The sequence below is a fragment of the Collimonas humicola genome, from assembly GCF_018304945.1.
GTDB lineage: Bacteria > Pseudomonadota > Gammaproteobacteria > Burkholderiales > Burkholderiaceae_D > Collimonas > Collimonas humicola.
The window spans coordinates 291298-305378 of record NZ_JAGQEE010000007.1 but is presented as its reverse complement, the minus strand read 5'-3'; the positions used below and the strand labels follow the sequence as shown (position 1 = coordinate 305378).

Below are 14081 nucleotides of genomic sequence, written 5' to 3'. Positions count from 1 at the left end.
GGATTTTCTGCATTGAGTTTTACACAGCGCAAGTATGATTGCCTTCGCCTGATCTGCACTAGACTCGTAGGTTTGGTCTTGTCTACAGCCTCATCAGCTGGTACGGCGACGCGGATAGTGTACAAACACTCCTCGCGTCGCCGCGTTCTTTTTTCCAGACCGACACTGTAGTACGCCACCTCGCAACAAAACATTCCTTGGCAGTTGGCAACGTGGATATCAACCCGCTATCAGGTGCATGCCAAGCTATACAGTTTCACCGGTCCAGATCCGACCGTTGTGCTGGGTGACGCGAACAAGCGTATGCAGCAGTACGCCAAGGAGGCGCATCAGCTGGGGCGCGTACCCAATGAACGCGACCACGTTGCGCAGCTTATTTACACGCGCCAGGGAAGTCGCCATCAATACCCACCCCGAACTAGCAACCGGAATAAAGGAATTCCAATTCCGTGATTTACGGGCGAAAGCGGGAACCGATAAAGAAGAAATTGACGGTATTTCTGCCGCACAGGACCAGCTAGGGCACGCAACCGCGACAATGACTGCACACTATGTTCGACACCGCAGGGTAAGCTAGTCAAGCCTACAAAATGATTTTTGCGGAACAAAAGAAAAAGGCCCACCAGACGGTGGGCCTTTTAGATATTGGTGCTGGCTGCAGGACTTGAACCCGCCACCCCCTGATTACAAGTCAGGTGCTCTACCAGATGAGCTAAGCCAGCTAAACTGCGAAGACCGCAATTATACCTATTTAATTCGCGTTAGGGTAGGTCTTCCACCTTTTTTTGGTGGTTCCGGATCTTTTTCGGGGTCTGTTTCAGGCGAATTCTGTTTGGCATCGCTGCTTGGCGACGGTACGGAAGTCAAAATCGGCGTCACCGTGGCTGACGGCTCGGTGCTGAGCTCAGGTTCGGGCGCGGCGCCGCTGAGATCGGACTCGGCCGGGGCCGATGGTTCGAAGGCCATGCCTTGGCCGTTTTCGCGGGCATAGATGGCGATCACATTGTCGACCGGCACGGAGATGTCGCGCGATACGCCGCCGAAACGGGCGCTGAAATTGACGAACTCGTTATCCATCTTCAAGCCGCTGGTGGCTTCGAAACTGATGTTCAATACAATCTCGCCATTCTTGACGAATTGCATCGGCACGCGCGTGTGCGCATCTACCCTGGCCGCCAGATAGGGGGTGTAGCCATTGTCGGTGCACCATTCATAAATGGCGCGCAACAGATACGGTTTGGTAGAGGTTTCGGACATGGCAGCTACTTGGTTCGGTACAAATGATTGAGAAACAACTGAGCAAGGGCTGTCCCGCATCGCCAGCGGCGATACCGGACAGCGAACAGCAACATCTTAACGACGCATGACTTTTTCCGACGGCGTCAGCGCTTCAATGTAGGCCGGGCGCGAGAAGATACGCTCAGCATACTTCATCAGCGGCGCAGCCGTCTTCGACAGTTCGATGCCGTAGTGATCCAGACGCCACAGCAATGGCGCAATCGCCACGTCCAGCATCGAGAACTCGTCGCCCAGCATGTATTTGTTCTTCAGGAACAAAGGCGCCAGCGTGGTCAGACGGTCGCGGATTTCCGAGCGTGCCTTGTCGTGGCTCTTCTCTGCTGCTTTGGTTTTCTCGTTTTCCAGCGTGTGCACGTGGATAAACAATTCTTTCTCAAAGTTGAACAGCATCAAACGCGCACGGGCGCGCATCAGCGGATCGGCCGGCATCAGCTGCGGATGCGGGAAACGTTCGTCGATGTACTCATTGATGATATTGGACTCGTACAGAATCAGGTCGCGCTCGACCAGGATCGGCACTTGACCATAAGGGTTCATGGTCGAGATGTCTTCCGGCTTGTTGAACAAGTCGACATCGCGAATTTCAAAGTCCATGCCTTTCTCGAACAGAACGAGACGGCAGCGTTGTGAAAATGGGCAGGTTGTACCCGAATAGAGAACCATCATTTTTATAGTTCCTTAGAAACAAAAGGGTGAGACCCATACGGCTCACCCCAAAACGCATATCCGCAAAATCGCGGATATGAACTACTTAACGTCTTTCCAGTATGACGCGTTGAGGCGCCATGCCAGAACAAAGAACATGCCGAGGAACAGCAGTACCCAGACGCCCAGGCGCTTGCGGGTATTCTGAGCAGGCTCGCCCATCCATTCAAGATAGGAAACCAGGTCGGCGACTGCAACGTCGTATTCGACCTTGTTCATCTTGCCTGGCTTGAGCTGCTCGAAACCGACAAACTTGTGCTCCATCTTGCCTTCTTCATGAGGATCTTTTACGTCTTCGTATTTGGCAGTACGAATGCCTTCCAGTTCCCACAGCACGTGCGGCATGCCGACGTTAGGGAAAACCATGTTGTTCCAGCCGCTGGGACGGCTGTCATCCTTGTAGAACGTACGCAGATAAGTGTACAGCCAGTCCGGGCCGCTGCCGGCGCCGGATGCCTTGGCGCGGGCGATCACCGACAAATCGGGCGGCGCGGCGCCGAACCATTCCTTGCCGTCTTTCGGCGCCATGGCGATGGTCATCAGGCCGCCGACCTTGTCGCTGGTGAACAGGAGGTTGTCCTTGATCTGCTCTTCTGTCAGGCCGATATCGCGCAGGCGGTTGTAGCGCATGGACGAAGCGGAGTGACAGTTGAGGCAGTAATTCACAAACAGCTTGGCGCCGTTCTGCAGCGCCGACAGGTTGTTGCCCTGCGGTGGAGCGGTATCCAGCGGATAACCGCCCTCTTCACTGGCAAAGGCAAGCGCCGGCAGCAGCACTAGAGTCGCCATTAATTTTTTTATCAATGCGCTTTTAAGCAATGTCATGTTCTTATCCTCTGGCTTAGTGCGGGTGATAAACAACACGGTCCGGCACCGGCTTGAAGGTACCGGCGGCGCTCCACCATGGCATCAGCAGGAAGAAGCCGAAGTAGATGAAAGTGCAGACCTTCGATACATAGCCGCCGATTGCCGATGGCGGCTGCACGCCAAGGTAACCGAGCACCACGAAGGTGATCGCAAACAGGATGTAGACATATTTGTGCCAGCTCGGACGATAGCGGATCGACTTGACCTTGGAATGATCCAGCCAAGGCAGGCCGGCTAGGATCACGACCGAAACGCCCATCAGGACGACGCCGAAGAACTTGGCGTCGAAGATGAACATGGCGCCGATGATCGCCACGCCGACGGCGGTGGCGGCAATCTTGATCATGCTGCTCAGCGTTGACTTGAACCACAGCAGCGCGATGAAGGCGGCAACGCCGGCTTGCAGATAAATGATGAAGTCCGAAGTCACTGCCCGCAGGATCGAATAGTAAGGCGTGAAATACCAGACCGGTGCGATATGCGGCGGCGTCTTCAGCGAATCAGCCGGGACAAAGTTGTTGTACTCGAGGAAGTAGCCGCCCATTTCCGGGCCGAAGAACACCACGGCGCTGAAGACGATCAGGAACACCGCAACCGCCATCACGTCATGCACCGAGTAGTAAGGGTGGAAAGGCACGCCATCCAGCGGCACGCCCTTGGCATCCAGCTTTTCCTTGATCTCGACGCCGTCGGGATTGTTCGAGCCGACTTCGTGCAGGGCGATGATGTGGGCCACCACCAGGCCGATCAGCACCAGCGGAATCGCGATCACGTGGAACGAGAAGAAGCGGTTCAGGGTAGCATCCGACACCACGTAGTCGCCGCGTATCCACAGCGACAGGTCAGGGCCGATGAAAGGAATCGCACCGAACAGGTTGACGATCACCTGCGCGCCCCAATACGACATCTGGCCCCATGGCAGCAGATAGCCCATGAAGGCTTCGCCCATCAGGCACAGGAAAATGCCGACGCCGAACAGCCATACCAGTTCGCGCGGTTTGCGGTACGAGCCGTACAGCAGGCCGCGCACCATGTGCAGGTAGACCACGATGAAGAAGGCCGAAGCGCCGGTCGAGTGCATGTAGCGCACCAGCCAGCCCCAAGGGACGTCGCGCATGATGTATTCGACCGAGGCGAAAGCCAGGGTGGCGTCCGGCTTGTAATGCATCACCAGGAAGATTCCGGTGACGATCTGGATCACCAGCACCAGCAGCGCCAGCGAACCGAAGGCGTACCAGAAATTGAAGTTCTTTGGCGCGTAGTATTCCGACAGATGCGCCTTCCAGGTGGAAGTCACGGGGAAACGCGCATCGACCCAGTTCAAGGCTTTTTCGGCGATGGGAGCATCGGCCGGCAGCTGCTTTTCGTGGAATGCCATGGTTTAAGCCTCACCTTTCTCGTCTTTACCAATGACGATCTTGGTATCGGACAGGTACATGTAGCGTGGCACATCGAGATTGTTTGGCGCTGGCTTGTTCTTGAAGACACGGCCGGCCAGGTCGAAGGTGGAACCATGGCAAGGGCAGAGGAAGCCGCCTTGCCAGTCGTCCGGCAGCGAAGCCTGTGCGCCCGGCGCGAATTTCGAGGATGGGGAGCAGCCCAGGTGCGGGCAGATACCGACCAGCACCAGGGTTTCCTCGTGGCCGACGTGGCCGCGGTTGTTCGACTTGTTCTTGCAGTAGTCGGGCAAGTCCATGGTGTAGGGCTTGAGCGACTCGGGATCGGCAACTTCAGAGGCCGTATGTTCCAGCCCTTTCATTTGCTCGGGGGTGCGTTTCATGATCCAGACGGGCTTACCGCGCCACTCGAACACTTGCATCTCGCCTGGTTTAATGCCGGAAATATCCACTTCCACTGGCGCTCCTGCTGCTTTCGCGCGCTCGGACGGCTGGAACGTGGACACAAAAGCCCCCGCCGTGGCCAGACCGGCCACGCCACCCGCCGCGCATGTAGCGACGAGCAAACCACGCCGACCGGAATCGACCTGCTTTTCGATACTCATACCAACCCCAATCAGTCAAAATACGAAAATTGCACGGAACTTCTAGCAACCCTAGATTATATCGAAGCCGGAGACTGTTTTAAAGGAAATACGTACAGTCAAGTACAAAATCAGCTAATTGTGTGGAATCTGCCGTTAAATCTGGCACAATTCCCGTCAGCGCCTCACTCTTGCACCGCAGCAAGTCTAAGCGATGGGGAAAAGATGCTGGAAAATAACAAGAATTGACAATTTTGTCCTTTTAATCCGGTCGCGATCGCAGTATCTTCCCGACTGTCAACATTAGTATGGAGAAATAGCGATATGAGCATGATGCAAGAATTCAAGACCTTTGCACTCAAAGGCAATGTGATGGATCTGGCGGTCGGCGTCATCATCGGCGGCGCCTTCGGCAAGATCGTCGATTCATTGGTGCAGGACATCATCATGCCGGTGGTCGGCAAGATTTTCGGCGGCCTCGACTTCGCCAACCACTACTTCCCGCTGAACGGCCAAAGCGCCGACCTGACCCTGGCCGAAGCGAAGAAGGCCGGCGCGGTGCTAGCCTATGGCAACTTCCTCACTATCGCCCTGAATTTCATCATCCTGGCATTCGTGATCTTCCAGATGGTGCGCATCATCAACAAGTTGCGCGGCGAAGTGCCGCCCGCACCGGCGGCCGATCCGGAAAATACCGTGCTGCTGCGCGAGATCCGCGATTCCCTGAAAAAATAACGCCGCCCTGCAGCTAGCGGCACAGCCGCAGCCGACAGCCCGCCTTCAGACAGCGGGCTTTTTTACGGCCGCCGCCTAAACCAATTGAGCAAGAGACAAGGCGATCGCCGCTTGCCGGTTGCGCCACAAGTTGCCATGCGCTAATCTGCAGATTGAGATGCTTGGTTGCGCAACAACAAAACCAGGCCCCGCCGGTAATGCGAACGCAGTCCACATCAAAAGGAAGTCGAATTGCCTTCTACAGACCTGCATCCGGAACAATTGAAAATCTGGCTTGCAGCCGTCGTGCGCAAGGACGCCGCCGCTTTCCGCGCTCTGTATGAGGCGACTTCTCCGAAACTGTTTGGCTTCGCGCTGCGTATACTAGTTAAGCGCGAATGGGCGGAAGAGGTCCTGCAGGAAAGCTTCATCAGCATCTGGAACAACGCCGACAGCTACCAGGCCAGCCTGGCGGCGCCGTTGACCTGGATGACCACCATCGTGCGCAACAAGGCCTTCGACTTCCTGCGCCGTGCCGACCGCGCCGTCGAGATCGATGCCGACACATTTGACAAGGAAGTCATGAACGCAATGGAAAGCGCCGATCCGACACCGTTGGAAGCGCTGCAGCTCACCGACGATGCAAAGGCGCTGGCGACATGCCTTGGGCGTCTGGAGGGATTGCATCGGCAAGCCATTGCCCTGTCCTTCTATCATGACCTGTCGCATAGCGAAGTGGCAGAGCAAATGAAGCTGCCGATCGGCACCGTCAAAACATGGATACGGCGCGGCCTGGAGCGCCTCAAAGCCTGCCTCGGCAAGCTGGGGAGCGTCTGATGGACATCCAGACCAAGCCTGCCCTGATAGACAAGCTGGCAGCCGAATATGTATTGGGCACGCTCAAGGGCGGCGCACGGCGCCGTTTCGAGAGCTTGCTGCGGCGTCACGACGTATTGCGCCTGGCGGTAGCCGAATGGCAGGACCGGCTGCATCCAATGGCCGAGTTGGCGCCGGCAGTGCCGCCGCCGGCAGCGCTCTGGCCGGCCATCGAAGCCAAGCTGGGCCTGTCCGCCAAGCCGCAGCACAAGCGTCCCTTCTGGTTCGAGCTGCGCGAAGACCTCAGCTTCTGGCGCGGACTGGGCATGTTCTCGACCGCCGCGGCCCTGATCCTGACCTCGCTGCTATTGACCAAGCAATTGCAGCCGGTGCCGGCGCCTGCGGCAAGCTCGTATATCGCGATGCTGAGCAACGATCAGGCGCAACCGATTGCCGTTGTGACCGGAGATGCGCCAGGCGGCCGCCTGACAGTCAAGGTGGTGGCGCCGCAGGCGATCGCCGCCGACAAGAGCCTGGAACTGTGGGCTGTGCCGAAAGAAGGTCCGCCGCGTTCGCTCGGCCTGCTGGCCGCCGACGGCAGCGTCAGCCTGGCCTTGCCTGCCAACGCTACGCCGCAGTCGGTCCCGCTGCTGGCGGTGACACTGGAACCGAAGGGCGGATCGCCGAATCCCAACGGTCCGACCGGGCCCATCGTCTTCAAGGGCGCCTGGGTGCAGATCTAGCCGCTGACGGTTGCTTCCGATACGGGCCGCTGCAGATGATGCCGCGGCCCGAGTCATTTTCCCCTGCTCTATCAGACCCGCTCAAGCAGCCTTCATTCGCGGTTGCCGGCAGCAATTACCCGCATCAGCAAGCGATACAGAAAAAAAGCCGCGCCGTGCCAGGCGCGCGCCCGCCACGACAGATTGTCAAAGGCGTCGGCCGCAACGGCATCGCCGTCGGCAATGCCGGCTTCTATCTGCCGCCGCAGTGTGCGCGAAAAATCGGCATCCTTGATCACTACGTTGGCCTCCTGGTTCACCAGCAGGCTCAAGCCGTCGAAATTACTGGAGCCGACCGTGGCCCAATCGTCGTCGATGACCGCGACTTTGGCGTGCAAGGTCGTTTTGCGATACTCGACAATCCTGACCCCTGCCTTCATCAATTTCGGATAATAGGACTGGCTGACCGCGTCCTGCAGACGATAATGGCCGACCCCCAGCAGCAAGGTGACCTGGACGCCGCGCCGCGCTGCCTCCTCCAGGCCGCGCCGCAATTTCCTGCCTGGCGCGAAATAAGGGCTGGTCAGCAAGGCGCTCTGGCGCGCATGCCCCAATGCCTGCAGGTAGGCGCGCTGGATGGTGCGGCGGTTGCGCAGGTTATCGCGCAGCACCAGGCCGGCCAGCGCCGGTCCGTGCGCGCTGCCCGGGCGGCGCACGCGGCTGCGCTTGAACTGCTGCAAGCGCGCCAGCAGTTTCATTTCGCCCAGCCGCATCCATTGCGCTTCCAGTTCAAGATGGATGGTAGCCACCAGCGGGCCCCTGATGCTCACCGCGAAATCCCAGCGCGGCGCTGGCAAGGGCAGGCGCAGGTCGTCGTCGGACACCATGTCGTCGATGATGTTCAAGCCGCCGATAAAGCTGATGTCGCGATCGACCACGCATATCTTTCGATGCATTCTTGCCACGCCGCGCTGGAACCAGGGATTGAAGGCGCGATACATGACGCCGCCAGCCTCGAACTCCTGCTGCAGCGAAAGCGAGCGCTGGTGGCCGCTGCCGAGCCAGTCAGCAATCACACGTACGGTGACGCCGCGCCGCGCCGCGCGCGTCAGCGCCTGCTGCACCGAGGACGCGGTAGCGTCGGCGGCGAAGATATAGGTTTCCAGGTAGATTTCGGCGCGGGCGGCGTCGATGGCGGCAATCAATGCCGGAAAAAAGGCAGCGCCGTTGTGCAACAGCGTGATGTGGTTGTCTGCGCTGAAGCTTACCGCGCGCATGCGACGAACAGGAGGAGAAACGGCATCCGGACGGTCTTTCTGAAATCATGGTTGAGGCTGGCGCCGCCAGCCGCTTTTATCGCAATCTGAGCGTGGCCACGATAGGCGCATGATCCGACAATTTTGCCCATTCCGCGCCATGCAGGACTTCCGCCGATTCTACCGTAAAGCCGCGCAGATAAATCCGGTCCAGGCGCAGCCAGGGAAAGGCGGCGGGAAAAGTCCGCGCCGGCTTCAGCTTGGGCGTGCGCCCTATCAGTTGCTGCAGGTAGGAACCGACGCCCTGCATCATGCCGGTCGTGGCGATGCGTTCGTCGAAGATCTCGGCCACATCCAGCCGCACCCTGAGAAAATCGCTCAGGCGATTGCCCCAGTCGTTGAAATCGCCGGCGATGATCAGCGGCGCATCCGGCGGCGAGGAACTGCGCACCGCTTCGATCAGGGCCGCGGTCTGGCGGCGGCGGCCGCCGCCGAACAAGCCCAGGTGCACCACATAGCAGTGGACATCGGCGGTCGGGGTCTTCAGGACGCAGTGCAGGATGCCGCGCGCCTCGTAAGCATGGTCGGATACATCCTGGTTGCTTTGCGAGGCGATTTCGAAGCGGCTCAGCAAGGCGTTGCCATGATGGCCATGGTCATAGACGGCGTTCATGCCGTAGGCTGCGTGATGCGAATCGCCGGCCAGGAAATCGTGCTGCGGCTGGTCCGGCCAATGCGCCGCGTGGCGCGCCGCCAGCAAGTCGTGCCGCCCCTGCACTTCCTGCAGGAAGAAGACGTCTGCCTGCATCCGCGCCAGCGCCTGCTTCAGGGCATGCACGCGCGGCCGGCTGCCGAGCGAGGAAACGCCCTTGTGTATGTTGTAGGTGGCAATGCGCAGTTTCATGGAGGGTACGGCTTACTGTCGTTTAAAGTGGTGCGGCAACTGCAGGATCGCCTCGGCATTCGACGGCGAAAAACAGGCATCGGCAGCCTCGCGGTAAGGCAGCCACTTGTATTGCAAATGCTCGCGCGGCGCCAGCGTGACCGGCACGCCGGCCGGCACCAGCAGGCCGAACACGTGCTCGGTGTTCTTTGTAATCCCCGGCGCATAGCGATGGCGCCATACCGGATAAATCTCGTAGACGTTAGCCACCCGCCAGTCGTTCAGATTGGAGGGCGGCACGCTGCCATCCTCAGCGGCGACCACAATGCCGGTTTCCTCTTGCACCTCACGTATCGCCGTTATTTCCAGCGCTTCATCAGGGAAGTCCTTGGAACCTGTCACCGATTGCCAGTAGTCGCGTTTATCGGCGCGCTCCATCAACAACACCTGCAAGTCTTCCGTGTAAATAACCACCAATACCGATTCGGGAATTTTATACATGCAAATAAGCAAAAAATGAGGTTGCGTCAGCGTAATCCGGCGAGCGCAAGATCAGGTAAACCATGCTACACCATCAGCGGCCGGAACCGAGCGGGCAGCCGCACAGCCCGCCGGGCGAGATTGCGCCGTACCGTGCCCGACTACGCAAAGCACTACTATAAACCGGTTTCGACGGGCGTAAAAAAAGCGCGGAAAACCGCGCTTTTCGATTGCTGCTTTTTATCTGAAATCAGACGACTTTCGCTTCCGGCATGCGCAGGCGGATATGCAATTCTTTCAATTGCTTTTCGTCGACTTCCGACGGCGCCTGCGTCAGCAGACATTGCGCGCGCTGGGTCTTCGGGAAGGCGATGACGTCGCGGATCGACTCGGCGCCGCACATCATGGTGACGATGCGATCCAGGCCGAAAGCCAGGCCGCCGTGCGGAGGCGCGCCGTATTGCAGGGCGTCGAGCAGGAAGCCGAATTTCAGCTGCGCTTCTTCGGCATCGATCTTCAGAGCACGGAACACCTTGCTCTGCACGTCTGCGCGGTGGATACGGATCGAACCGCCGCCCAGTTCCCAGCCGTTCAAGACCATGTCGTAGGCCTTGGCAATTGCCTTGCCTGGATCGGTTTCGATAAAGTCTTCGTGGCCGTCTTTCGGCGATGTGAACGGATGGTGCAAGGCGTTCCAGCGGTCGCTGTCTTCGTCGTATTCGAACATCGGGAAGTCGACCACCCACAATGGACGCCATGTGTCGTCGAACAAGCCGGCCTTCTTGCCGAATTCGCTGTGGCCGATCTTGACGCGCAGGGCGCCGATGGCATCGTTGACCACCTTGGCCTTGTCGGCGCCGAAGAAAATCAGGTCGCCGTCTTGCGCGCCGGTCAGTTCCAGGATCTGCGCCAGCGCTGCATCGTGCAGGTTCTTGACGATAGGCGATTGCAAACCGTCGCGGCCGCTGGCCTTTTCGTTGACCTTGATGTAAGCCAGGCCCTTGGCGCCGTAGATGGCGACAAACTGCGTGTAGGCATCGATTTCCGAGCGCGGCATGGCGGCGCCGCCCGGCACGCGCAGGCCGACCACGCGGCCGTTGTCCATGTTGGCGGCGCCGGCGAAGACCTTGAAGTCGACGTCTTTCATGACCGCGGTCAGGTCGGTGAACGCCAGCTTGACGCGCATGTCCGGCTTGTCCGAACCGTACAGGGCCATCGCGGTGGCAAAGTCCATGACCGGGAACGGGTTAGGCAGGTCGATGTCCAGCGCGTTCTTGAACACCAGGCGGATCATGCCTTCGAACATGTCGCGGATTTCCTGTTCCGACATGAAGGAAGTTTCGCAGTCGATCTGGGTGAATTCCGGCTGGCGGTCGGCGCGCAGGTCTTCGTCGCGGAAGCATTTGGTGATCTGGTAGTAACGGTCGAAGTTGGCCACCATCAGCAGCTGCTTGAACAATTGCGGCGATTGCGGCAGCGCGAAGAAATGGCCGGCGTTGACGCGCGACGGCACCAGGTAGTCGCGCGCGCCTTCCGGAGTCGACTTGGTCAGCATCGGCGTTTCGATATCGATGAAGCCGTTGGCGTCCAGGAACTTGCGCACTTCCATCGTCACCTTGTAGCGCAGGCGCAGGTTGTTTTGCATCTGCGGACGGCGCAGGTCCAGCACGCGATGCGTCAGGCGGGTGGTTTCCGACAGGTTGTCGTCGTCCAGCTGGAACGGCGGCGTGATCGACGGGTTCAGCACTTCCAGGTCGTGCGCCAGCACTTCGATCTTGCCGGACTTCAGGTTGCTGTTGCCGGTGCCGTCAGGGCGCAGGCGCACCACGCCGGTGATGCGCAGGCAGAATTCATTGCGCACCGCCTCTGCATTCTTGAATACTTCGGCGCGGTCCGGATCGCACACCACCTGCACCAGGCCTTCGCGGTCGCGCAGGTCGATGAAGATGACGCCGCCATGATCACGACGACGATGCACCCAGCCGCACAGGCTGACGGTTTGGCCGAGAAGGACCTCAGTAGTGAGGCCGCAGTATTGGGTTCGCATGGACATATTCAGTTTTTCGCAGTTCAGATGTTGTACGGATGTTTTAAATTAATGTTGCTTCATGCGCCGGATTCATTGGCGCTGCCCGGCGGCGTATCGATGGCCAGCTTCTTGCCGGCCAGCTGCTCCGGCGCCACCACGCCCATTGAAACAATATACTTCAGCGCCTCGTCGACGCTCATGTCGAGTTCGATGGTGTCTTCGCGCGGCAGCATCAGGAAAAAGCCCGAAGTCGGATTCGGCGTCGTCGGCACATAGACGCTGACGTAGTCGCCGGGCAGGTGATTCTTGACGTCGCCGCCCGGAATCCCGGTCAGGAACGCGATGGTCCACGATCCCTGGCGCGGATACTGCACCAGCAAGGCTTTGCGGAAGGCATTGCCGGAGGATGAGAACAGGGTGTCCGAGACCTGCTTGACGCTGGAATAGATCGAACTGACCACTGGAATCCGCGTCAGCACCGCTTCCCACATCGAGACGATCTGGCGGCCGATGAAGTTGCGCGTCGCCAGGCCGGTCAGGAAGATCACCAGCAAGGTCAGGATGGTGCCGAGGCCGGGAATGTCGTGCCCCAGCAAAGCCTTGGGCCGCCATTGCTCAGGCAGCAGCAGCAGCGACTGATCCATCGTGCCAATGATCAGATTCAGCACCCATAGCGTGATTGCCAGGGGCACTAAAACCAGTAGACCGGTGATGAAATATTTACGCATGGCTTTCTTTGTCGGACGTCAGCTGCCGTGCAGCTGCGCCGGGTTCAACTCGTTGACTAAGCGACGACCTTAGCTTGCCGCTGCCGTGCCGCCCGCGCTGGCGGCTGCCGGCGCCGGGCTGCTGGCGGGCGCTGCAGGCGTCGCCGGAGCAGTGACTACGGTACCAGCGGGCGCCGCCGCTTCCGCTGCGCCTGCCGGCGGCACGGTCGCTCCTGCGCCGCCACGGAAATCGGTGACATACCAGCCGCTTCCTTTCAGCTGGAAACCGGCTGCGGTAACCTGCTTCTTGAACGAGGCTGTGCTGCAGGACGGGCAAACCGTCAGCGGCTCATCGGACATCTTTTGCAGCACATCTTTGGCAAAACCACAGGCTTCGCAGCGATACGCATAAATCGGCATGGTGAAACTCCGCAAATATCTTACAAAACCCTGAATTATAAAGGTTTTTTCCAGCATATACGGACCTGGCCGGCGGCTTGTGGCGGCGGCGCCATGATTTGGCGCAATTATTGCCAATTTCACATCAAGAAACTCAGCGCGCGCGGATCTCGGTCCAGATGCGGTTGACGGCGCGCCGCTGCTTGCTGTTCAGGTCTTTCAGCATTTCCAGCTTGGCGAAGCCGGCCTTGTCCGGAAAAATCGCCTGGTTGTTGGCGATCTCCGGCTTGATGTACTTGGCGGCGTCGGCGTTAGGATTGCCGGAACCGATCAAGTTGCTCAGCTCAGCGGCATTCTTGCCATCCAGCATGAAATTGATGAACTTCTGCGCCAGGTCAGGCCGCGGCGCCGCCTTGTGGATCACCATGCTGTCCAGCGCCAGAACCGCGCCCTCTTTCGGCATGCCGTGGCGGATGCGGAATTTGCGGCCGGCTTTCTGGGCATCGACATCCGCCTGGAAAATGTCATTCGAATAACCTTGCACCAGCCAGATATTACCTACAGTCAATTCCTTGATGTAGCTGCTGCCATTGAACGCCGCCCAGTACGGTTTGGCTTTGAGAATGACGTCCTTGGCTTCCTGCCAATGCTTCTCATCAGTGTCGTTGGCGGAATAGCCCAGGTATTTCAAGGCGGCGCCCATTAACTCGTTGGCCGAATCCAGCACAGTAACCTTGCCCTTGATCTTGGCCAGGATCTTCGGATCGAAAATCGCCGCCCAGCTATCCACCGGAATTCCCAGTTCCTTCATCTTCTGGTCGTTATAGCCCATCAAGGTGACCGTATAGGCGTAAGGCACGGAATACTTGTTGCCCTTGTCGAAATCCGTATTCAGGTAGGCCGGGTTGATGTTCTTCAGGTTCGGCAACTGCGCCTTGTCGAGCGGCAGCAAGGCCTGCTGCTTGATCAGGGCATCCAGCGCATTACCGGTCGGTACGATGATGTCATAACCCTTGGCGCCGGCCGCCAGCTTGGCCAGCATTTCCTCGTTGTCGCCGTAGTAAGTCTGCACCACCTTGCATTTGCAGAAAGCCTCGAAGCGCTCCACCGTCTCCGGCGCAATGTAATTGTTCCAGTTGTACAGGTGCAGTTCGTCGGCGGCTTGGGCAGAGACGCTGGCAAACAGAAGTGAAGCAATGGCGAGCAGTTTTTTCATGGCTGTC

General features: G+C 58.8%; 15 protein-coding genes and 1 tRNA gene. 3 read left to right on the top strand and 13 right to left on the bottom strand.

Annotation, left to right across the window (positions count from 1 at the left end; all coding sequences use genetic code 11):
- Positions 1–646 precede the first annotated feature (646 nt).
- The 6 genes from KHU30_RS20565 to petA form a co-directional block, all read right to left on the bottom strand.
- Positions 647–722 (bottom strand) — tRNA-Thr (locus tag KHU30_RS20565).
- A gap of 25 nt (positions 723–747) precedes the next feature.
- Positions 748–1257 carry a ClpXP protease specificity-enhancing factor gene (locus tag KHU30_RS20560; protein WP_211444453.1) on the bottom strand — a complete coding sequence of 170 codons (510 nt, stop codon included), beginning with the start codon at positions 1255–1257 and terminating at the stop codon, positions 748–750.
- A 96-nt stretch (positions 1258–1353) separates the two neighbouring features.
- Positions 1354–1965 (bottom strand): glutathione S-transferase N-terminal domain-containing protein, encoded by a 612-nt coding sequence (locus KHU30_RS20555; RefSeq protein ID WP_038485359.1) that lies wholly within the window; start codon positions 1963–1965, stop codon positions 1354–1356.
- Between the two features lie 81 nt (positions 1966–2046).
- Positions 2047–2829 carry a cytochrome c1 gene (locus KHU30_RS20550; protein WP_211444452.1) on the bottom strand — a complete coding sequence of 261 codons (783 nt, stop codon included), beginning with the start codon at positions 2827–2829 and terminating at the stop codon, positions 2047–2049.
- A gap of 16 nt (positions 2830–2845) precedes the next feature.
- Positions 2846–4249: a cytochrome b gene (locus KHU30_RS20545; RefSeq protein WP_211444451.1), complete on the bottom strand. Its 1404-nt coding sequence runs from the start codon at positions 4247–4249 to the stop codon at positions 2846–2848.
- A 3-nt stretch (positions 4250–4252) separates the two neighbouring features.
- Positions 4253–4873 carry a ubiquinol-cytochrome c reductase iron-sulfur subunit gene (gene petA / locus KHU30_RS20540; RefSeq protein ID WP_211444450.1) on the bottom strand — a complete coding sequence of 207 codons (621 nt, stop codon included), beginning with the start codon at positions 4871–4873 and terminating at the stop codon, positions 4253–4255.
- Between the two features lie 303 nt (positions 4874–5176).
- On the opposite strand from petA, the gene mscL reads away from it, so the two are divergent.
- From mscL to KHU30_RS20525, 3 genes are all read left to right on the top strand, one after another.
- Positions 5177–5587, top strand: a complete 411-nt coding sequence (gene mscL, locus KHU30_RS20535; RefSeq protein ID WP_329956590.1) for a large conductance mechanosensitive channel protein MscL — start codon at positions 5177–5179, stop codon at positions 5585–5587.
- Between the two features lie 231 nt (positions 5588–5818).
- Positions 5819–6403, top strand: coding sequence for an RNA polymerase sigma factor (locus tag KHU30_RS20530; RefSeq protein ID WP_230411527.1), 585 nt, complete (start codon positions 5819–5821; stop codon positions 6401–6403).
- Entirely contained in the window at positions 6403–7125 is a 723-nt protein-coding gene (locus KHU30_RS20525) for an anti-sigma factor (protein ID WP_211444449.1), read from the top strand. The genes KHU30_RS20530 and KHU30_RS20525 overlap by 1 nt, the downstream gene beginning before the upstream one ends.
- A 92-nt stretch (positions 7126–7217) precedes the next feature.
- On the opposite strand, the gene clsB is transcribed toward KHU30_RS20525, so the two are convergent.
- From clsB to KHU30_RS20490, 7 genes are all read right to left on the bottom strand, one after another.
- Positions 7218–8381, bottom strand: a complete 1164-nt coding sequence (gene clsB, locus KHU30_RS20520; RefSeq protein ID WP_211444448.1) for a cardiolipin synthase ClsB — start codon at positions 8379–8381, stop codon at positions 7218–7220.
- Between the two features lie 76 nt (positions 8382–8457).
- Entirely contained in the window at positions 8458–9264 is an 807-nt protein-coding gene (locus tag KHU30_RS20515) for an endonuclease/exonuclease/phosphatase family protein (RefSeq protein WP_211444447.1), read from the bottom strand.
- A gap of 12 nt (positions 9265–9276) precedes the next feature.
- Positions 9277–9744 carry a dihydroneopterin triphosphate diphosphatase gene (nudB, locus tag KHU30_RS20510; protein ID WP_211444446.1) on the bottom strand — a complete coding sequence of 156 codons (468 nt, stop codon included), beginning with the start codon at positions 9742–9744 and terminating at the stop codon, positions 9277–9279.
- 229 nt (positions 9745–9973) lie between these two features.
- Positions 9974–11776, bottom strand: coding sequence for an aspartate--tRNA ligase (gene aspS / locus KHU30_RS20505; RefSeq protein ID WP_211444445.1), 1803 nt, complete (start codon positions 11774–11776; stop codon positions 9974–9976).
- A gap of 53 nt (positions 11777–11829) precedes the next feature.
- On the bottom strand, positions 11830–12480 hold the full coding sequence (locus KHU30_RS20500; protein ID WP_211444444.1) for a DUF502 domain-containing protein: 651 nt from the start codon (positions 12478–12480) through the stop codon (positions 11830–11832).
- 69 nt (positions 12481–12549) lie between these two features.
- Positions 12550–12879, bottom strand: coding sequence for an FmdB family zinc ribbon protein (locus tag KHU30_RS20495; RefSeq protein ID WP_211444443.1), 330 nt, complete (start codon positions 12877–12879; stop codon positions 12550–12552).
- A gap of 133 nt (positions 12880–13012) precedes the next feature.
- The gene (locus KHU30_RS20490; RefSeq protein WP_211444442.1) at positions 13013–14074 is read right to left on the bottom strand and encodes an ABC transporter substrate-binding protein; all 1062 of its coding nucleotides are present in this window, start codon (positions 14072–14074) and stop codon (positions 13013–13015) included.
- Between the last annotated feature and the right edge of the window lie 7 nt (positions 14075–14081).